The sequence below is a fragment of the Nioella sp. genome, assembly GCF_965215655.1.
In the GTDB taxonomy this organism is placed as follows: domain Bacteria; phylum Pseudomonadota; class Alphaproteobacteria; order Rhodobacterales; family Rhodobacteraceae; genus Nioella.
Genome location: NZ_OZ244111.1, coordinates 3,762,591 through 3,781,562, shown reverse-complemented (window position 1 = coordinate 3,781,562; position 18,972 = coordinate 3,762,591). Strand labels below are relative to the sequence as shown.

The window sequence follows — 18,972 nt, the reverse complement described above, 5'->3', positions numbered from 1 at the left end:
CTTGCGCCACGTCATTCGGTCTCGGGCAGCATCCGCACTTCGCGCTGCGGGAAAGGGATCGAGATACCGTTCTCGTGGAATGAATCCCAAAGGGCGAGGAAGACATTTCCCCGGATATTGGTCAGCCCGCCGGTCGGGTCCTCGATCCAGAAGCGCAGCACGTAGTCGACCGAGGAATCGCCAAAGCCCACGATATGGCAGACTGGTGCCTTGTGGCTCAGCACACGGTCCACGCTTTTCGCCGCATCAATCGCCAGTTGCCGGACCTTGTGCGGGTCATCGCCATAGGAAGTGCCGAAATGGATATCGAGCCGCACATAGGCATCGGAATGGGACCAGTTCACCACCTGGTTGGTGATCAGGTCCTCGTTCGGAATCAGGTATTCCTTGCCATCCCGGGTGACGACGCTGGCGTAGCGGGCGCCAAGCGTGTTGATCCAGCCGAACGTGTCGCCCAGGCTGATCACGTCGCCGGGTTTGATCGACTTGTCGAGCAGGATGATGATCCCCGACACGAGGTTCGACACCACCTTTTGCAAGCCAAAGCCAAGGCCGACACCGATCGCACCGGACAGGAAGGCCAACCCGGTCAGATCCACCCCTACGGCGTTCAGCCCGACGAATAGCGCCATGCCATACAGCAGCACCTGCACCGCCTTGATCACCAGCACCCGCATCGAGGGCGAGATGTCCTCGTTCTTCTGAACCCGAGAGGCCGTGGTCTTCGACAGGAACCGCGCGCCGATCAGCAGGGCCGACACCAGGACGAAGCCCTGCACCACCAGCAACAGTGACAGGCGCATTCCCTCGCCCAGATCGAAGCCGACACTGTCCAGCAGCGTTGCTGCCTCATCTGTCAGGCTGGTGATCGACAGGGTCACGTAGATCCACGCCCCGTAGCGCAGGATCGTCCGCATGATCGGGGAATGGACGAAGCGGGTGACGAAGGTCACGATCAGCCAGGCAGTGGCCAGTCGGGCGATGATGCCAAGCATGTAGGACCGGCTTGGCCAGGTCACCTCGCGCATGATCCAGACGGTGGCCCAGATCAGCAGGACGAAGAAAATCCCCATGATCCGCTTGTGCACGAAGGCCAGGATGCGCATCCGCCACATCGGCCAGCCCTGACGTGCCGCCATCCAGGCCCGTATGCGTGGCCCAAAGACCTTTCGCAGCAGCCACGCCGCCAGCAGCAGACCCGCTGCAATCGCCAGTTGATAGGCGTTCCACGGCCGCAGCAGGCTTTCCAGAAACGCCTGTGCCTGCCCGAACAGGCTCAGGCCGATATCGGCCAGGTTTTCAGAGGCGTCCGCCGGAGTCTCCGTTGCGGCTTCCGGCGTGGCCGGTGGGGTGGTTTCCTCTGGCTCCATGCCTGTCCTTTCCTGTTGTGGAAATCATGCGTCCTATCGGCCATCCGGGCAAGCGGAACCCTTGGCAATCGGTCATCCGGAGTGTATCTGCCATGGGCGATGACACGGATTTTCGACATGGACGACCGGACGCGCCTGCCCTGGCGGTTTCACGGTCTTTGCGCCTCGGGGCGGGTCAGCGGCCTAGCCGGGCTGTGACCGCTTCCCCCTGAGACACAGTCCATACCCGCAAGAGAGATACCCAAAATGACCGGCAAGACGCTCTACGACAAGATCTGGGACGCCCATCTGGCCCATGAGGCCGAGGATGGCACCTGCCTGCTCTATATCGACCGCCACCTCGTGCATGAAGTGACCAGCCCACAGGCCTTCGAGGGCCTGCGCATGGCAGGCCGCAAGGTGCACGCGCCTGACAAGACCATTGCCGTTCCGGACCATAACGTGCCCACCACGCCGGGCCGCGACAATCCCGATCAGATGCCGGAAGACAGCCGCATCCAGGTGGCCGCGCTCGACAGCAATGCCAAGGAATTCGGCATCCACTACTACCCGGTGACCGATATCCGTCAGGGGATCGTGCATATCGTCGGACCCGAACAGGGCTGGACCCTGCCGGGCATGACCGTGGTGTGCGGCGACAGCCACACCGCCACCCACGGCGCATTCGGCGCGCTGGCCCACGGGATCGGCACGTCGGAGGTGGAACACGTTCTGGCGACGCAGACGCTGATCCAGAAGAAATCCAAGAACATGAAGGTGGAAATCACCGGCAAGCTGAACCCCGGCGTGACGGCCAAGGATATCACCCTCGCCGTGATCGGCGCGACCGGGACCGCTGGCGGCACCGGCTATGTGATCGAGTATTGTGGCGAAGCCATTCGTGATCTGTCCATGGAAGGCCGCATGACCGTCTGCAACATGGCGATCGAGGGTGGTGCGCGCGCGGGCCTGATCGCGCCGGACGAGAAGACCTATGAATATGTCAACGGCCGCCCGCACGCTCCGAAGGGCGCCCAGTGGGAAGCCGCACTTGCGTGGTGGAAGACGCTCTATTCCGACGATGATGCCCATTGGGACAAGGTCATTACGTTGAAGGGCGAGGATATTGCCCCCGTTGTCACCTGGGGCACCAGCCCCGAGGACGTGCTGCCGATCACGGCAACTGTGCCGAACCCCGAGGACTTCAAGGGCGGCAAGGTCGACGCGGCTGCGCGCTCGCTGGAATACATGGGCCTCAAGCCCGGCACGCCGCTGTCCGAGATCGAGATCGACACCGTCTTCATCGGCTCCTGCACCAATGGCCGGATCGAGGACCTGCGCGCCGCCGCTGCGATCCTGAAGGGCAAGAAGATCAAGGACGGCATCCGCGCCATGGTCGTGCCCGGGTCTGGCCTTGTGCGGGCGCAGGCCGAAGAAGAGGGGCTTGCCGACATCTTCAAGGAGGCCGGTTTCGAGTGGCGTCTCGCGGGCTGTTCCATGTGCCTGGCCATGAACCCCGACCAGTTGGCCCCCGGCGAACGCTGCGCCGCCACCTCGAACCGCAACTTCGAGGGCCGTCAGGGCCGCGGAGGCCGCACCCATCTGATGAGCCCCGGCATGGCCGCCGCCGCCGCCATCACCGGCAAGCTGACGGATGTGCGTGACCTTATGTAAATCCGCATTTGCAGGACTGTTTGGAATGCCCGGCATAAAAATGCCGGGTTTTCCTGTTTAATGGCAATCGTCAATTCGGACGCTGTACCATTAACAATGCAAATCGGTAAAAATGAAAAAGGTCGAGTTTTGGTTTTCCATCGGTAGTCCCTATACCTACCTGTCGGTCATGCGGTTGCCCCGGATCGTTGCCAAGACCGGGGTTCAGGTCGAGTGGCGTCCCTTCTCTGCCCGCCAGATCATGAAGGAACATGGCTATCACCCCTATACGGACAAGCCTGTTCGCACTGCCTATATGTGGACGGATATTGGACGGCAGGCCAAGAAATTCGGACTGACCCCAAGCCTGCCCGCCCCGTTCCCAATGCTCGGATACGAGATCGCCAATCGGATCGCAGTCGTAGCCGCGCAGGAAGGCTGGGTCGCTGACTACGTGGTCAGGACCTATGGCCACTGGTTTCATGACGGGCACCCGGCGGGTCAGGAGCCAAATCTCAGCAAGACGCTGACAGAACTGGGGCAAGACCCGGACCGCGTGATCGCGAGGGCTGAAGGCGCTGTGATCGGTCAGGCCTTCGAGGCCGCAACGGCAGAAGCACGGGAACGGGGCGTGTTTGACACGCCCAGTTTCGTGGTCGAAGGCGAAGTCTATGTTGGCGACGACCGCATGCCAGATGCCCTGCGCCACGCCATCCCGGATCCAAGGGCGCGGGTGATGAAGAAACCACCCGCCCCGGCGCGGGCCCCGGCTACCCGCAGATCGGCCTGATCAGAAGAACACCCGTTCGATGGTCCACCAGGCCCCGATAAGGCTGATGATGACGGACCCCACAACCGAAACCGCGCGGTACATTACCTGGGTCTGGCGTACTGGTTGTTCATCCTCTGGCAGCGGTGCGAACCCGGCAAGCCGAACCGCGATCAGGATCAAAGCGAGCGCCACGAAGATAACCGCAAGCTGTCCGAACTCGACCCCGATGTTGAACCCGACAAGCGCCGCCGCAAAGTGGCTGGCGGTGATGCCGAAATCGCCAAGCACACTGGCGAAGCCAAGCCCGTGCAGCAGGCCAAAAACAAAGACGAGCGCGGTGCGTGCCTTGACGTTTGTATGCCCACGAATGTTCTCGACCCCCACATAGACGATCGAGGCGGCAATCAACGGTTCCACCACGCTGCCCGGTATGGTGACGATCCCGAGACTGGCAAGGGCCAGCGTGATCGTGTGCGCCAGCGTGAAGGACGTCACCTGAAACAGGATCGGCCGCAGGTGGAGCGAGAAGAAGAACAGCCCGAGCACGAACAGGATATGGTCGATGCCAAGCGGGACGATATGCTCGAAGCCAACGGGGATGTAGCGCAGGAAGACCGCCCCCGCGCCTTCGGTGCGAATCTCGATCCGCGACAGGGGTTCGGACAGGTCACCATCGGACAGGAAGGCCGTGTAGGCATCCTCGCCGCCACCGACCTGACGCACGACCAGATCCCCATAGAGGGCTGCCCATCCAAAGCGCACGGGGGCGTCGCCTTCCGGCAGGTCCGCGGCGATCCGAATGGTAGAGGTGCGGGCCAGTTCGAAATTCCCGATCTCGGGAATGGTTGCGCTGACCAGTTCCGGCGTGATCCGCTGCCCATCCACCTCGATGACAATGCGTTGCGCCATGCGCGGCCAGAAATCATCCAGTTCGGCGCGCAGGGTCTCAGGACTGGTGGCGCGCAACTCGTCATAGATTTCTTCGACCGGCGACATCGTGGTTTCGGTGATCGAAGCCAGGTCCATTTCGGCCAGGATCGATTCCAGCGAGAGTTGAATGTCGATCGTCACCCTGTCGGGCGTCACGGAAATATCGGATATTGCCGGGTCAATCTCATGCGCGGGGGCAGCCTGTGGGGCCGCCATCACGAAAAGGAGAATTGACAGGGCCGCCAATCGCGCCACCATCTTGGGAAACATACTGGAACGCCTCATGCATCACATCCTTCGCACCCTGTTTGCCTTAAATCTGGTCCTGCTGCCAGCCATTCCCAGTGCCGCTCATGAATTCTGGATCGAGCCGCTGGAGTTCGCCGTAGGCAGCGACGACCCGTTGGAGGCACGTTTGCGGGTCGGGCAAAGTTTCGATGGCGTGTCGCTTTCCTATCTCACCCGAAACTTCACGCGGTTCGACCTGGCTTTCGGGGCGGAGGTGACGGCGGTGGAAGGGCGGCTTGGTCAGAATCCTGCATTGGATGTGGATGACCATGGCGCGGGCCTGGCCGTCGTGCTCTATGAAACCACGGACAGCACCCTGACTTATGACGAATGGGACCGTTTCCTGCGCTTTGCGGAGCACAAGGACTTCCCCGATATCGAGGCCCGGCATCTGGGGCGCGGCCTGCCGATGACAGGCTTTGTCGAAAGCTATAGCCGCCATGCCAAAAGCCTGATCGCCGTGGGGGACGGTGAAGGGCAAGATCGGGAATACGGGCTGCGCACGGAATTCGTGGCGCTGGCCAATCCCTATACCGACGATCTGTCAGACGGGTTTCCCGTTCAGCTTTTCCTGGAAGGCACCCCGCGCGCCTACGCGCAGGTGGAACTGTTCGACCGTGACGCTGAAGGAGAGGTCACGATTACCCTGCACCGCACCGATGCCGAAGGCCGTGCCGTGCTGCCGGTGGAACCTGGGCATGCCTATCTGGTCGACGCGGTCACGCTGCTGGAGGTGGAACCGACCGCTGACAGCGCCGCCGTCTGGCACACGCTTTGGGCCTCGCTGACCTTCGAAGTGCCCGCCGAGTAAGGGGTCCCTTGTGTTGCCCCTGCATTGCCGCTATGCCCCTTCGCGGATGTGAAGGAGACCCGGATTAATGGACAAGTTCACCAAACTGACCGGCATTGCCGCACCGATGCCCCTGATCAACGTCGATACCGACATGATCATCCCCAAGCAGTTCCTGAAGACCATCAAACGGTCCGGCCTTGGGGTGAACCTGTTCGACGAGATGCGCTATGATGGCGATGGCAATGAGATTCCCGATTTCGTGCTGAACAAGCCCGCCTACCGCAATGCCGAAATCCTTGTCGCCGGTGACAATTTCGGCTGCGGCTCGTCGCGCGAACACGCGCCCTGGGCGCTGCTCGACTTCGGTATTCGCTGCGTGATCGCGCCGTCGTTCGCCGACATCTTCTTCAACAACTGCTTCAAGAACGGCATCCTGCCGATCGTTCTGCCGCAGGAAGAGGTCGACAAGCTGATGGATGACGCGGAACGCGGTGCCAACGCGACCCTGACCGTGGACCTTGAAAACCAGACGATCAGCGGCCCCGATGGCGGCACGATCAGCTTCGAGGTTGACGCCTTCCGCAAGCATTGCCTGCTGAACGGGCTGGATGATATCGGCCTGACCATGGAAAAATCCGCCTCGATCGAAGCGTTCGAGACCAAGGCCGCCCAAGCCCGCCCTTGGGTCTGATTTTCGCCTGACAACAAGATGTAGCCCCTCGGCCTTGCCGGGGGGCAATTTTTTTGCCCGGTGATGCAATCGGGCGACAGTTCGCATCCCAAAATCGCCACAGTGATTCCTCACGAAGAGTCAGGCACTTGCGAATTGGGGCGAATATGGGCAAGATCGTGGCAAATGAGGCAATCCGATGGCAGTCGGGTCAAGACCGGAATAAGGGCCACCAAAAACAGGTCCGTCCAGGTTGAGGGTTTGAGGCAGTGATCGCACAGCTATCCAGCGCTGTGGTGCGGGCGATTCTCGTTATGATCGTCATTTCCACACCGTCCCTGCTCCTTCCGGCTATGTCGCCGGACGGCAATCAGGTCGTGATGCTCGTGGCGCTGTTCGCTGCCGTATTCACTTTTTCCGAATACGCGTCCACCTACCCCGGACTGATCGAATTCCGCGATGCACCGCCCTTCAACCGGGTGCGCGTCATCGGCATCTTCATCACACTCTTCTTCCTCAGTCTTATCGCGGCGTCACCGGACAATTCGGGAACGCTGACGTTGATCGTGAATGCCACCGGCTTGGTGCTGGCCCATGCGCTGGACTTTACCTACAGCCCGATCTGGCTGCTTCAGGTTTTCCTGCCAGAGGGCGCAACGCAGGCCGACTTGACGATGCTGCGCACGATGGGGGGGCTCAGCTTCCTGATCGGGCTGGTGACGATCAGCGTCTTCGCCATCCTGATGCGGCTGAAAAGCTGGCCCAATCGCAACACCAGCTTCAATGTCTGGGTCAACCTGCCCACATTCGACCCCACTGCGGGGGGAGATGTTGTTGCACGTCTGATCCGCGACTCTCGTATTAACCTGATCTTAGGAATACTGCTGCCATTCCTGATGCCGGTCGTGGCGAGCTACGGGATTGGCAATCTCGGCATTTCCCTTGGAGCGTCGCCAATCATGCTGGTCTGGACAGTCACCCTATGGAGCGTTCTTCCCGTTTCCCTTCTGATGCGCGGCATGGCCATGGGCCGGATCGCGCACATGATCACGGAGCGGCGCAAGAAACTGGTCCGCGACATGGCAGAGCAGGGCGAGTTCGCACCGGTCTGATCCTTTTATGGCTGCTGATGGCAGCCATGCCCGTCACCGCCGATCAGATCCGCGTTGCCACCTATCATACGGAACTGTCCCGCGATGGCCCCGGCCTGTTGCTGCGCGATATTCTGCGGGGGGAGGATCCGCAGATTGCCGCCGTGGTGCAGGTCATCGTGAATGCCGATGCGGATATTCTGGTGCTGCAGGGTTTCGACCACGATTTCGAACAGCACGCCCTTGCAGCATTTGTCGCGCGTCTTGCGCAGGCGGGGGCCGACTACCCCCATCACCTGTCACTGCCTCCGAATACCGGCGTTCCCACCGGGTTGGACATCGACGGCGACGGGCGGCTTGGCCGGCCGCGGGATGCTCAAGGCTATGGCCGGTTTACCGGGCAGGGCGGCATGGCGGTGCTGTCTCGTCTGCCGATCGGAGAGGTATACGACCATTCCGGGTTCTTGTGGCAAGACCTGCCGAACGGGCGCGCGGCAGAGCTTCTGCCAAGGGGCGCGCTTTCGGTACAGCGGCTTGCCAGCGTCGCAGCATGGGAGATTGACATCGTCACCGTTGGCGGGCCCTTGCGCCTGTTGACCCTTCACGCCACGCCGCCGGTCTTTGACGGGCCAGAGGATCGAAACGGTCACCGCAACGAGGATGAACTCCGGTTCTGGCTGAACCGGATTGACGGATGGTCCCCATCCGATACGCCGTCTCTCGACTCTCGCTTCGTGTTGATGGGGGTGCTGAACGCCGATCCCGTGGATGGGGAGGCGCGGCGAGGGGCCTTGATCGAAGCCTTGTCGCACCCGCGCCTGCAAGACCCGGCACCGATCAGCCCCGGCGGGGCAGAGGCAGGCGATCCCACCGATACCGCCGATTGGTCCGAGCCCGACCCCGGCAACCTGCGCGTCAGCTATATCCTGCCCTCCGCCGATCTGAGAATCACCGCAAGCGGCGTTTTCTGGCCTTCACGGAACAGCCCTGACTGGCCCCTGCTCGGCGGCGAGGATGGCAATGGCGCGTCACGCCATCGCCTCGTCTGGTTGGACATCGCTCTTCCCTGACCCGGCCCGCTGTCCATTGGGCAGATGTCTTGTCACAACGTCCTGAAACGACGTTTCCTCGAAATCCGGCAGCACCTGACGAAACCGTGTGCCGTCCAGCCGATGCGGCGTCTCATATAGATACCGCATCTCGCGCAGCTCGCGCGCCAGTTCCCAGACCGGCGAAGCGAGACCCAGGGCCCACCAGGGAAACCGGCGCACGCGCAACGGACGCCCCATCTGCGCCTGAAGGGCAGAGGCCAGGTCGGTCATGGAAAAGGTATGGCCCGGAAACGGCACATCCTCGAAGAGCGAAAGACTGCGACGCCGTTCAACCAATGCAACAGCGGCCCGCGCCATATCGGGCAGATAGGCGTAGGCGCGCGGAACATCCGGGCGGCCTAGGGAGGTGATCCGACCCTTTGACACCGCCTTGAGCGATACGAGATTCAACACGGCATTGGGGCTGTCCGGATCCACGAAGTCACCACCGCGCAGGATGATCACCTGCACACCGTCCTGCGCGGCCTGTCGATATGCTGCCTCCATTTCCGCCCGGACACGGCCCTTGCGGGCAACCGGGCGATGCGGGGTTGTTTCGCTCCATGGGCCGGGCTGATCACCGAAGACATAGACGTTGCCCGGAAGAAGGACAGCTGCCCCGCTGGCCTTTGCCGCTGCCAGAACCTGGCTGGTGATCTGCGGAATCAGCCTGTCCCACGCGTGGTAATTGGGTGGGTTCATCGCGTTGACGATCACATCGACGCCTTGCGCGTCTCGGATCATGTCGCCGGTCTTGCGGTCAAACCGGCGGACGGTCCAGCCGGCTTCCTCGAAGGCCTGTGCCGCGTTGCGGCCGAAGCTTCCGGATGCGCCAAGGATGAGGGCTGTTCGTGGCATGGGGCTGGATCCTGTGCTGATATCCATTCGATTGACATCAGGATAGGTATTCGAATTTGACGTGTGTATTGCGAAAAATCGGCGGTATGATATTCATTTATGAATGAATTATCTGCCCCCCGACTGGACCCTTCTGCGGTCATTCCTTGCGGTGGCCGAAACCGGATCTCTGTCCGCAGCGGCCCGAGACACCGGGCAAAGCCAGCCGACGCTCGGACGCCATATTCGGCTGCTGGAGAACCAGGTCGGGGGCGCATTGTTCGACCGGCACCCGAAGGGCCTGACCCTCAGCGCACTGGGGCGGGAGTTGCTCCCCGGTGCCGAAGCAATGCGCGAAGGCGCGGGACAGGTGGCGCTGGCCGCCGCCGGGGGTGACGCGCGCATGGCCGGGCCCGTGCGCATTACGGCAAGCGTTTTCGTCTCTGTTCACTTGCTTCCCCCGATTCTTGCGGAGATCCGCACACGCCACCCCGAGATCGAGCTTGAACTGGTGGCCTCGGACCAGTCCGAGAACCTGCTGTTCCACGAGGCTGATATCGCCCTGCGCATGTACCGCCCCAAGCAGCTGGACATGATGACCCGGCATCTGGGAGACCTTCAGTTAGGGATCTATGCGGCACCGGCCTATCTGGCGCGACGCGGCGCTCCCCGCGGCTTCGCCGAACTGTTGGATCATGATATCGTCGGCTATGATCGCGATGACCGGTTGATCCGTGGATTTCGGGACGCAGGGTTGGAGGTAACCCGCGACAGTTTTCCGGTCCGCACCGACGATCAGGTTGCCTATTGGGAGCTGGTCTGCGCCGGGGCCGGTCTGGGCTTTGGCCAATGTCCGGTTGCCGACCGAGACCCCCGCGCCACGCGCATCCTGCCCGATGTGCCACTGCCGACCCTGCCGGTCTGGCTGACAACCCATGAACGTCTGCGGCACACGCCGCGCATAGCCCGCATATGGGATGCTTTGGCGGAAGGGCTTTCCCCCTTCCTTTCTTGACCCTAGGGCGCGCAGCCGTTACGCGGATGCGACCCAAGATCAAGGACGGATGACCCCATGAGCAACCCTTCGCTTCTTATCCTTGCCGGTGACGGCATCGGCCCCGAAGTCATGACCGAAGTGCGCAAGATCATCGACTGGTACGGCGCCAAACGCGATGTCACCTTCGATGTCAGCGAAGGACTGGTGGGGGGCTGTTCCTACGACGCCCATGGCACGCCGCTGACCGACGACACCATGGCCAAGGCGCAGGAGGTCGACGCCGTCCTGCTTGGCGCCGTGGGCGGCCCGAAATACGACAATCTCGATTTCAGCGTCAAACCCGAGCGCGGCCTTCTGCGCCTGCGCAAGGAGATGGACCTTTATGCCAACTTGCGCCCGGCCCAGTGTTTCGACGCGCTGGCCGATTTCTCGTCGCTGAAAAAGGACGTGGTTGCCGGGCTCGATATCATGATCGTGCGCGAACTGACCTCCGGCATCTATTTCGGTGAACCGCGCGGGATCATCAAGGAAGGCAATGAGCGCGTGGGCATCAATACGCAGCGCTATACGGAATCCGAGATTGCCCGCGTCGCCCGGTCGGCCTTCGAGCTGGCCCGCAAGCGCGGCAACAAGGTCTGCTCGATGGAGAAGGCCAATGTAATGGAATCGGGTATCCTGTGGCGCGACGTGGTGACCGAGGTGCATCAGGCCGAGTATTCGGACGTGGAATTGAGCCACATGTATGCCGATGCCGGTGCCATGCAGCTCTGCCGCTGGCCCAAGCAGTTCGATGTGATCGTGACCGACAACCTGTTTGGCGACCTGCTGTCCGATGCCGCCGCGATGCTGACCGGGTCGCTCGGGATGCTGCCCTCGGCTTCGCTCGGTGCGCCGATGGAAAACGGCCGCCCGAAGGCGCTTTATGAACCCGTCCACGGTTCTGCCCCCGATATCGCGGGTCAAGGCAAGGCCAACCCGATTGCCTGCATCCTCAGCTTTGCCATGGCGCTGCGCTACAGCTTCGACATGGGCACCGAGGCGGATCGTCTGGAAAAGGCCGTTGAGGATGTTCTGGCCGACGGTCTGCGCACCGCCGACCTTCTGGGCGAAGAGGGTGTCAGCCCCGTGAGCACCAGCGAAATGGGTGATGCCATCGTCGCCAAGCTGGATGCGAGCCTGTAAGGCAAGGGGCGCTCGACGTGAACCTGCGGGTTGGGATAGGCTAGGCCAGGTCCCAACCCGAAAGGTCTTTTCATGATCCGTTCATTTCTTGTTTTTGCCTGCCTCTGTGCCGCACCCGCCGCGGCACAAGACGTGCAGATCCTTCCCGGCCATTCCGACTTTCGCCTGCCTGCCCAACTGGTCCACGATCAGCCGATGAGCTTGGTACAGGACTGGATCATCGGGTTTCCCGATGGCGAGGGCCGGCCCGAATTGCAGCTGCTGTCCGAGGTCGACGACACCGGGCGACTGGTCATCGTGCTGACCGAGTCCGGGCTTGCAGACGATTCCGTGTCCGCCGTGCGCCAGAGATTCGAGCTGATCCGCACGGATACCGGGGCATGGGCGCTGACCGCCTACGGGTTCCAGCAGCAATGCGCGCGCGGCGGTAGCGAGGACTGGCTGGCAACCCCCTGTCCCTGAGACCGCGTATTGCCCTTCCCCCGGCACCGGCCTAAGCCTGTGACTGTTAGCGTACAACAGGACATTCCATGCCGCCAAATGCCAAAGGCTCTCTTCTCGCTCTTTCTGCTTTCGCGATTTTCGCCACCCATGACGTGGTCATCAAGGTTCTGGGTGGCACCTACAGTCCGATCCAGATCATCTTCTTTACGGTCCTGTTCAGCTTCCCGCTGCTGACTTTCGTCATGATCCGCGATTCGAAGGGCGGGTCACTGGTGCCGGTGCATCCGTGGTGGACGGCGGCGCGCACTGTCAGCGGTGCCCTCGGGGCCGCCGGTGCATTCTATGCCTTTTCGGTTCTGCCACTGACGCAGGTCTATCCGATCCTCTTCGCGATGCCGCTGCTGGTCACGGTGCTGGCGATTCCGCTATTGGGGGAACGGGTCGGGCTGCACCGGGCGATGGCCGTCCTGGTGGGACTGGCAGGGGTGATCGTCGTGCTGCAACCGGGCGCAGCCCCCTTGTCTTTCGGCCATGCGGCCGCGCTGCTTGGCGCTGTCTTCAGCGCCTTCAGCTCGGTCATCATGCGCAAGATCGGGCGGGCCGAGCGGACGGTGGTTCTGCAACTCTATCCGCTGCTGGTGAATTTCGTGGTGATGGGGGCGCTGCTGCCCTTCGTCTATGTGCCGGTCGAATTGATCGACCTGGGGGCCTCTGCCGTGGTGGCGCTGCTTGCGCTGATCGCGATGGCCTGCCTCGTGGCAGCCTACCGATTGGCCCCGGCGGTGATCGTCGCGCCGATGCAGTATTCGCAGATCATCTGGGCCAGCATCTTCGGCGCCTTGTTCTTTGGCGAAAGCCTCGACAAGATGACAATGATCGGTACCGGGATCATCATAGCTTCCGGGCTTTATATCGTCCTGCGAGAGGACAAGCGCAAAGGCAGTTCCAACCAGCCAGTTCTGCGATCGAGATCCCGCGTGGGCACACCGAGCGCCCCACGCGTAGCCTCGTTCCTCAACCGGGACCGCGACGGGGACGATCAATAGGCGTTGCAGGTGCCAGGATCAGGCCAGCGCCTCGGCCAGTGCGGCAATGACACGATCCTGCATGGCCTCATTCAGCCCGTGATAGAGCGGGATGGAAATGGCGCGGTCGTAATACCATTCCGACACCGGGAAATCGCCCCGCCGGAAGCCAAGCTTCTGATAGTCGGGCTGCGTGTGAACCGGGATGTAATGCACGTTCACGCCGATCCCCGCAGACCGCAGGTGATCGAAGGCCTCGCGCCGCGTGCGGTTGGTTTTGTCCGTGTCGATCAGGATCGGGTAAAGATGCAACGCCGAATAGCTGTCAGGGTTCTGCCAGGGCAGGATCAGCGGCAGGTCGGCCAGAAGGGCATCATATCGCTTTGCCATCCGCTGCCGATGCGCCACGAAATCCGCAAGCCGCCGGGTCTGGCTGACTCCGAGAGCGGCCTGCATCTCGGTCATGCGGTAGTTCAGGCCAAGTGCGACCTGATCATATTCCCATGGCTCCGCATCCACGGTTTCCATCAGTTCCGGGTCACGCGTCACGCCATGAGATCGGAAAAGCCCCATCTGCGCGGCAAGCCCCGCGTCCTGCGTGGTGGCCAGACCACCCTCTGCCGTAGTGATGATCTTCACGGGGTGGAAGCTGAACACGCAGATGTCGGAGAATTCACACGCCCCGATCGGCTGGCCGTTGTACTGCCCACCTATGCAATGGCTCGCGTCCTCGATCACCCGGATGCCATGGGCCTTTGCAATCGCACCGATGGCCTTCATATCCGCCGACTGGCCCGCGAAATGCACCGGGATCAGGATGTCGGGCTTGCGGTCCGCGCTGGCAAGCTTCGCCTCCAGCGCCTGCGCGTCCATGCAATAGTCGCTGGCCCGGATATCGACGAAATCCACGTCCGCCCCACAAAGCCGCGCCACGTTGGCGGAGGCCACGAAGGTGTTGGGCACGGTCCAGACCAGCCCGCCGGGTTTCAGGCCAAGCGCGAGGCAGGCGATATGCAGCGCCGAGGTGGCGGAGTTCACCGCGACCGCATGGGCCGCGCCAGTCGCGCCTGCAATGGCGGCCTCGAACTCCGGCACCTTGGGGCCCTGCGTCAGGAAGTCAGACCGCAACACCTCGACCACGGCGGCGATGTCGTCTTCCGAGATGTCCTGCCGCCCGTAGGGAATGAAGCCCGTGTCGCCCATCAGAAATGCCCGATCGTATCCGCATTGGCTTCGATCCAGGCGCGCAGATCCTCGACGGACATCCAGTCCGGGTTGGTGTCGGACACATAGGAAAAGCCCTCGGGCACCTTGACCCCATCCTTGATCCGGCCCGCGTCGGTTGACCAGTTGTGGATCGCCGGAAGGATCTTGAAATGCTCGGGATATTCGAAGGTATGCGCCGCGTCTTCCTCGCCGATCATCTGCTCGTGCAGTTTTTCACCGGGGCGGATGCCGACAACCTTGTGTTCGCATCCAGGCACGCAAGCCTCGGCGATGTCGAGGATGTTCATCGACGGGATCTTTTTCACGTAGATCTCTCCGCCGACCATGTCTTCAAACGCGTGCCAAACCAGTTCAACGCCTTGCGGAAGAGTGATCATGAAGCGGGTCATGCGGGTGTCTGTGATCGGCAGCATCGCCTCCGCGTCGAGGGATTTGAAGAACGGAATGACCGACCCGCGTGACCCCATCACGTTGCCATAGCGCACCACGGCAAAGCGGCACCCGTCGCTGCCCGCATAGGAATTTCCCGACACGAACAGCTTGTCCGAGGCCAGCTTGGTCGCGCCATAGAGGTTCACGGGAGACGAGGCCTTGTCGGTCGACAGCGCCACGCATTTCTTCACGCCCTTGTCGATGCAGGCATCGATCAGGTTCATCGCGCCGTTGATGTTGGTCTTGACGCATTCGAAGGGGTTGTATTCGGCGGTTGGCACGATCTTGGTTGCCGCCGCATGCACCACGTAATCCACCCCGTCGAGCGCGCGATACAGCCGCTCCCGGTCGCGGACATCGCCAATGAAGAAACGTACCCGCGGGTCATCACCATATTTTTTGGCCATGTCCCACTGCTTCATCTCGTCCCGCGAGTAGATGATCAGGCGGGCCGGGTCGTATTTCTCCAGCGTCATCGGCACGAAATGAGACCCGAAGGACCCGGTGCCGCCGGTCAGCAGGATGGAGGCGTTTTTTTCCATGATATCGCTCGTCTTGTCGGTTGCCCGCCTTCTTGCAGGGATTGCGCGCGGGATCAAGCAAGCCGGTGAAATCCCCCTTGCAAAGGCGCGATTCCCCCGCTATCCCGCCCGGCACGGTCGGAGTGTAGCTCAGCCTGGTAGAGCACTGTCTTCGGGAGGCAGGGGTCGGAGGTTCGAATCCTCTCACTCCGACCAATATTTTCAATAACTTACAAGTGCTCCGCAAATGTGCTTACTGCCACGGTAAGCACATAGTAAGCACGGCGTGGGTAAACTCAGGTCATTTTGGGTCGAATCTGACGCCTTCGGCTACTGGTTCAGAAGGCTTGGCATGATCGCAGTCATGGCCGAACGAAACTCACCTTGTCGCCCGTTGCCCGGAAGGGTACTTCGATTTTACGCTGTTCGAGGTATTGATTGAGCAATTGCAGGCTATTGCTCGTCGGCGGGTTGAACCATTGACTTGTGACGCGAACGGCGACGCCGCAAACAACATGCTCTCGTGTCCAGAACCGGACACGTTCAGTTTCGCCAATTGCCTCCACGGGCTTGCAGAATGGATAGTTGATGTCGAATGTCTCTTTCGAATAACGCGGGTCTTGAAGGCCCGCAATTTCTGCCCGGTCTTGGGTCTCACAGTATTCAAGAATCGCGGGGATGCTATTTCGAACCATTTGACCAATCTTCATACGGCCTCCTCCGGTGCTACCCACGACTTTCACACTGCACCGAACGCCGATCTACCGTTGGTCATTCGAACCGCATCGTTCGAAAGGTCAACGAAACCCGACGCGACCGCAGGTGTTTTACACCGTCGATCATGTCGCTTTTTCGGGCAGGTATGGCATGGGTCCATTCATGCCGCGCTTCGCCCGAGAGGGTCAGAAGGCTGAGTGGCTGGAGAGCCAGTCCAATCGTTCGGGAACTTGGATGATGCTCGAACCGCATCACGCAGGCCGACCCGATGCTCAGGATTGCGATTGTCTCGCCAAAACAAGGGCGGCAGTCGATATGCGCCGCGATTCCTTGGCCAGGTAGGTACTCGTTGACGATGACTTGATCCGGCGGTTTCGAGAACACGCCTTCGCGGGCCAGCCGTATTGCTACCCTTTCCAAAAAGGCAGGCAAAGGGCCGATACGGTCTTCGCGCCGCGCCTGCCTTGCCTTGTAGTCATACCTGTAACCGTAGTGTTGAACGCGCCGTTTCAGATCGGTAAGCCACTCGGACGCATCGATAGCGGCGAGCAGCCCATCGGCATCACGCCCCATGATGTAGTCTTCGCGGTAGGTCAGACCGTCCGGAAGCTCGGGCAACGGATCAGCCGGAAAAAGCGAAAGTTGCGACGGAGCCGTGGTCATCTATCGCGCTGTCCTCGTCTGCTGTGTTTTGGTGTGTGTATCCCGCGAAGTCCGATGGGTCGAAATCATAGATGTCGGTTTCGGAGAAACCAGCCTTTCGGGCGGCTTCGTTCATTTTGAACGCGCCTTCATAGAAAGGGCTGTCCACCGTGGAAATCACGACAACGCCGCCGCGTTTCAGGTGCGCACGGCTGCTTTTCAGAAAGCGCGAGATCAACACATGGATTGGATTCTGGCCATATTTCGGATCACGAGACGCGACATTCGGGAACTGGAAGATGATCGTAGAGAATCTGCGGCTGCCGATTGTCTCGGAGAGGCGGGTTGCGTCAACTCCTGTCTTGACCTGCACACCGAGCCCAATGAGTTTTCGGGCATTCTGGTAGGCCGTGTCAGTCAGGTCGTCTTCCGCTTCATAGGCTGTCGCGAGGATGGAACTGACTGGCGCAGCTTTTCGCTTTGCCAATGACAGGGAAAAGCTGAAATTGCCTTCGCCGACGAACAGGACGCTGCCCAACCGCAAACGCGCCGAGAAGTCGAATTTCCCTTTCCTCTTGAGGAGCTTCTTGTGTGAAAGCTGTATGTCGGATCGACCAACGGCCTGCTGTACAGCCTCCAAGAGTGTTGATCCGCGAAATTCGTACATGGAAGCCCCCAACGAAACATAGACGCGTTTGACTATAGGGAGACAAAGTTAACGATTGCTTCACCATGCGTTCGTTGGAGCAGTTTCCGGGGTGGGAACTTAGCCCACCCCGAAAAGTCACGGTATCTCCCAACCGATAAGGGTCTGTTTCCTTGATCCTATCATTTTGTCCTTGGGCAACGTCTTCATCCTTCCAAAGATAATGACTGCTGCGATCTTCTATCTGCACATTTTATACGGGCAGAGCATGCTGAGTTTGTTTTTGGTGCCGGGCGCGCCGCCGCCGTCCTTGGTCACGCGATCTCGGCCCCGGCTGGTGAACGCGCGTGATTGCTTCCGGGCGTTCCGTTTCCCGACGATCTTCAATACCGCCGCACAGACTCAATCACAGGAATCGGCAATGGCGATTCAGTGGTGGGTTTTGATGTTGCCTGCCTGTTTCCTGATTTCTGCGGGTGTTGCCGGTCCGTTTCGCCTCTGGCTTTAAATCTACGTGTCAGGGTCGATCTCGGCTGCATAGGTGTCTTGCAGCGTGTTTCCTTCGTGTTTGCAGCTTATTGGCATGGCTTTGAGAAAAAGTTGGCCTGGCGCTCCCTAGACGACTTTCATCCCATTCGGAGCGGACTTGCCAACGAGCGTCCCCATGGGGCTCAGGTTCGCACGCTGACCCGCCCATACCGAGGCCAAGACGATCGCGGCGCCAAGGATTTGCAGGCCGGACAGAGACTGGCCGAGCCAGATCCAACCAAGCAGCACGGCGGTCACCGGGCTCATCATGCCCAGGATCGAGACGGCTCCCGGTTCCAGCCGCGCAATGCCCCGAAACCACAGCACATATGTTGCTGCCGCGCCGATGAGACCGAGCCACGCAAGCCCGGCGATATTCCCGACAGAGAGCGGCGGCAGGGCCGGTTCGAGCAATAGGGCCATAGGCAGCAGGATCAGCCCCCCGGCTGTCAGTTGCCAGGCCGTGAAGCTCAGCGTCGCGACAGGCGGCTGCCATTTTCGGGACAGCACGGTTCCGGCGGCCATGGAAGCAGCCCCGCCAAGCGCGGCTGCAATCCCGACAGGATCGGTCACAGCGTCCGGGCTGACAAGCAGCAACGCAACCCCCAGAACCCCTGTGACCGCAGAGAGGACGGCCCCGATCCGCACCGGCGTGCCCAGCCAACCGCGTGCCATGCCGATGACCATGATCGCCTGCAGCGACCCAAGGGTCGCCGCGACCCCGCCGGGCAGTCTGTAGGCAGCGACGAACAACAATGTCCAGAACAGGGCAAAGTTGAAACTGCCCAGAAGGAACACCCGCCCGAGCCAGACTCGCGGCGGCAGGCAGCGAGTGATCACCAAGAGCAGGAGACCAGCCGGCAATGCGCGCAACGCGGCGAGGGTCATTGGGTAGCCATCGGGCAAGGCCTCGGTCGTAACAAGGTAGGTGCTGCCCCAGATTGCCGGGGCAAGCGCGGTTAGGAAGATATCGGTGCTGCGGGACATGGTGTTTCTCCTTTGTGGACTCACCAGAGCAGGTGGAGGGGAAAGCCTGAGCGCGCGGGCCCGGGCGGCAGGCCGATGTCGCGCCGGATATGCGCGGGCAGGTTGCGCAAGCACCGGTGGCGTGTTGGCCTTGTCACAAAGCGGAAGGAG

General features: G+C 61.3%; 20 protein-coding genes and 1 tRNA gene. 12 read left to right on the top strand and 9 right to left on the bottom strand.

Translation table 11 applies throughout. From position 1 onward, the window contains the following. Nucleotides 1–11: 11 nt before the first annotated feature. Entirely contained in the window at nucleotides 12–1,370 is a 1,359-nt protein-coding gene (locus tag ACOOEX_RS18835; protein WP_420396269.1) for a mechanosensitive ion channel family protein, read from the bottom strand. A gap of 246 nt (nucleotides 1,371–1,616) precedes the next feature. Between ACOOEX_RS18835 and leuC the strand changes: the two genes are divergently transcribed. Together leuC and ACOOEX_RS18825 are read left to right on the top strand one after the other, a co-directional pair. After that, the gene (leuC, locus tag ACOOEX_RS18830) at nucleotides 1,617–3,023 is read left to right on the top strand and encodes a 3-isopropylmalate dehydratase large subunit (RefSeq protein WP_420396268.1); all 1,407 of its coding nucleotides are present in this window, start codon (nucleotides 1,617–1,619) and stop codon (nucleotides 3,021–3,023) included. 112 nt (nucleotides 3,024–3,135) lie between these two features. Next, a complete protein-coding gene (locus ACOOEX_RS18825; protein WP_420396267.1) occupies nucleotides 3,136–3,792 on the top strand; it encodes a 2-hydroxychromene-2-carboxylate isomerase in 657 nt (218 codons plus the stop codon). On the opposite strand, the gene ACOOEX_RS18820 is transcribed toward ACOOEX_RS18825, so the two are convergent. After that, nucleotides 3,793–4,989 (bottom strand): HupE/UreJ family protein, encoded by a 1,197-nt coding sequence (locus tag ACOOEX_RS18820; protein ID WP_420396266.1) that lies wholly within the window; start codon nucleotides 4,987–4,989, stop codon nucleotides 3,793–3,795. It lies immediately after the preceding gene. Between ACOOEX_RS18820 and ACOOEX_RS18815 the strand changes: the two genes are divergently transcribed. From ACOOEX_RS18815 to ACOOEX_RS18800, 4 genes are all read left to right on the top strand, one after another. Next, the gene (locus ACOOEX_RS18815; RefSeq protein WP_420396265.1) at nucleotides 4,988–5,803 is read left to right on the top strand and encodes a DUF4198 domain-containing protein; all 816 of its coding nucleotides are present in this window, start codon (nucleotides 4,988–4,990) and stop codon (nucleotides 5,801–5,803) included. The two genes, ACOOEX_RS18820 and ACOOEX_RS18815, sit on opposite strands and share 2 nt — an antisense overlap. Nucleotides 5,804–5,870: 67 nt before the next feature. Then, nucleotides 5,871–6,476: a 3-isopropylmalate dehydratase small subunit gene (gene leuD, locus ACOOEX_RS18810; RefSeq protein WP_420396264.1), complete on the top strand. Its 606-nt coding sequence runs from the start codon at nucleotides 5,871–5,873 to the stop codon at nucleotides 6,474–6,476. 248 nt (nucleotides 6,477–6,724) lie between these two features. Continuing rightward, the gene (locus ACOOEX_RS18805) at nucleotides 6,725–7,567 is read left to right on the top strand and encodes a hypothetical protein (RefSeq protein WP_420396263.1); all 843 of its coding nucleotides are present in this window, start codon (nucleotides 6,725–6,727) and stop codon (nucleotides 7,565–7,567) included. Nucleotides 7,568–7,593: 26 nt separating this feature from the next. Further along, nucleotides 7,594–8,616: an endonuclease/exonuclease/phosphatase family protein gene (locus ACOOEX_RS18800; protein WP_420396262.1), complete on the top strand. Its 1,023-nt coding sequence runs from the start codon at nucleotides 7,594–7,596 to the stop codon at nucleotides 8,614–8,616. On the opposite strand, the gene ACOOEX_RS18795 is transcribed toward ACOOEX_RS18800, so the two are convergent. Then, entirely contained in the window at nucleotides 8,575–9,495 is a 921-nt protein-coding gene (locus ACOOEX_RS18795; protein WP_420396261.1) for an NAD-dependent epimerase/dehydratase family protein, read from the bottom strand. The genes ACOOEX_RS18800 and ACOOEX_RS18795 overlap by 42 nt on opposite strands. 103 nt (nucleotides 9,496–9,598) lie before the next feature. Here ACOOEX_RS18795 and ACOOEX_RS18790 point away from each other — a divergent pair, with 103 nt between their 5' ends. From ACOOEX_RS18790 to ACOOEX_RS18775, 4 genes are all read left to right on the top strand, one after another. After that, nucleotides 9,599–10,489: a LysR family transcriptional regulator gene (locus ACOOEX_RS18790; protein ID WP_420396260.1), complete on the top strand. Its 891-nt coding sequence runs from the start codon at nucleotides 9,599–9,601 to the stop codon at nucleotides 10,487–10,489. Nucleotides 10,490–10,546: 57 nt separating this feature from the next. Further along, a complete protein-coding gene (gene leuB, locus ACOOEX_RS18785; protein ID WP_420396259.1) occupies nucleotides 10,547–11,653 on the top strand; it encodes a 3-isopropylmalate dehydrogenase in 1,107 nt (368 codons plus the stop codon). 72 nt (nucleotides 11,654–11,725) lie between these two features. After that, complete coding sequence (locus tag ACOOEX_RS18780) at nucleotides 11,726–12,115, top strand: hypothetical protein (protein WP_420396258.1); 390 nt, start codon at nucleotides 11,726–11,728, stop codon at nucleotides 12,113–12,115. 68 nt (nucleotides 12,116–12,183) lie between these two features. After that, nucleotides 12,184–13,143 carry a DMT family transporter gene (locus tag ACOOEX_RS18775; protein WP_420396257.1) on the top strand — a complete coding sequence of 320 codons (960 nt, stop codon included), beginning with the start codon at nucleotides 12,184–12,186 and terminating at the stop codon, nucleotides 13,141–13,143. Nucleotides 13,144–13,161: 18 nt separating this feature from the next. Here the strand turns inward: ACOOEX_RS18775 and pseC are convergent, their stop codons facing one another. After that, nucleotides 13,162–14,325, bottom strand: coding sequence for a UDP-4-amino-4,6-dideoxy-N-acetyl-beta-L-altrosamine transaminase (pseC, locus tag ACOOEX_RS18770; protein WP_420396256.1), 1,164 nt, complete (start codon nucleotides 14,323–14,325; stop codon nucleotides 13,162–13,164). Continuing rightward, nucleotides 14,325–15,323, bottom strand: a complete 999-nt coding sequence (gene pseB, locus ACOOEX_RS18765; RefSeq protein ID WP_420396255.1) for a UDP-N-acetylglucosamine 4,6-dehydratase (inverting) — start codon at nucleotides 15,321–15,323, stop codon at nucleotides 14,325–14,327. Before pseB ends, pseC begins: the two co-directional genes overlap by 1 nt. Before the next feature lie 118 nt (nucleotides 15,324–15,441). On the opposite strand from pseB, the gene ACOOEX_RS18760 reads away from it, so the two are divergent. Next, a tRNA-Pro gene (locus ACOOEX_RS18760) sits at nucleotides 15,442–15,518 on the top strand. Nucleotides 15,519–15,664: 146 nt separating this feature from the next. On the opposite strand, the gene ACOOEX_RS18755 is transcribed toward ACOOEX_RS18760, so the two are convergent. The 3 genes from ACOOEX_RS18755 to ACOOEX_RS18745 all read right to left on the bottom strand — a co-directional run bounded on the left by ACOOEX_RS18755 (nucleotide 15,665) and on the right by ACOOEX_RS18745 (nucleotide 17,328). Further along, nucleotides 15,665–16,012, bottom strand: coding sequence for a hypothetical protein (locus ACOOEX_RS18755; RefSeq protein WP_420396254.1), 348 nt, complete (start codon nucleotides 16,010–16,012; stop codon nucleotides 15,665–15,667). Between the two features lie 61 nt (nucleotides 16,013–16,073). Then, nucleotides 16,074–16,682: an alpha-ketoglutarate-dependent dioxygenase AlkB gene (locus ACOOEX_RS18750; protein WP_420396253.1), complete on the bottom strand. Its 609-nt coding sequence runs from the start codon at nucleotides 16,680–16,682 to the stop codon at nucleotides 16,074–16,076. After that, on the bottom strand, nucleotides 16,642–17,328 hold the full coding sequence (locus tag ACOOEX_RS18745) for a Rossmann-like fold-containing protein (RefSeq protein WP_420396252.1): 687 nt from the start codon (nucleotides 17,326–17,328) through the stop codon (nucleotides 16,642–16,644). Before ACOOEX_RS18745 ends, ACOOEX_RS18750 begins: the two co-directional genes overlap by 41 nt. A 202-nt stretch (nucleotides 17,329–17,530) precedes the next feature. Here ACOOEX_RS18745 and ACOOEX_RS18740 point away from each other — a divergent pair, with 202 nt between their 5' ends. Beyond that, entirely contained in the window at nucleotides 17,531–17,815 is a 285-nt protein-coding gene (locus tag ACOOEX_RS18740; RefSeq protein WP_420396251.1) for a hypothetical protein, read from the top strand. Nucleotides 17,816–17,922: 107 nt separating this feature from the next. Here the strand turns inward: ACOOEX_RS18740 and ACOOEX_RS18735 are convergent, their stop codons facing one another. Continuing rightward, on the bottom strand, nucleotides 17,923–18,822 hold the full coding sequence (locus ACOOEX_RS18735; protein ID WP_420396250.1) for an EamA family transporter: 900 nt from the start codon (nucleotides 18,820–18,822) through the stop codon (nucleotides 17,923–17,925). Nucleotides 18,823–18,972 lie beyond the last annotated feature (150 nt).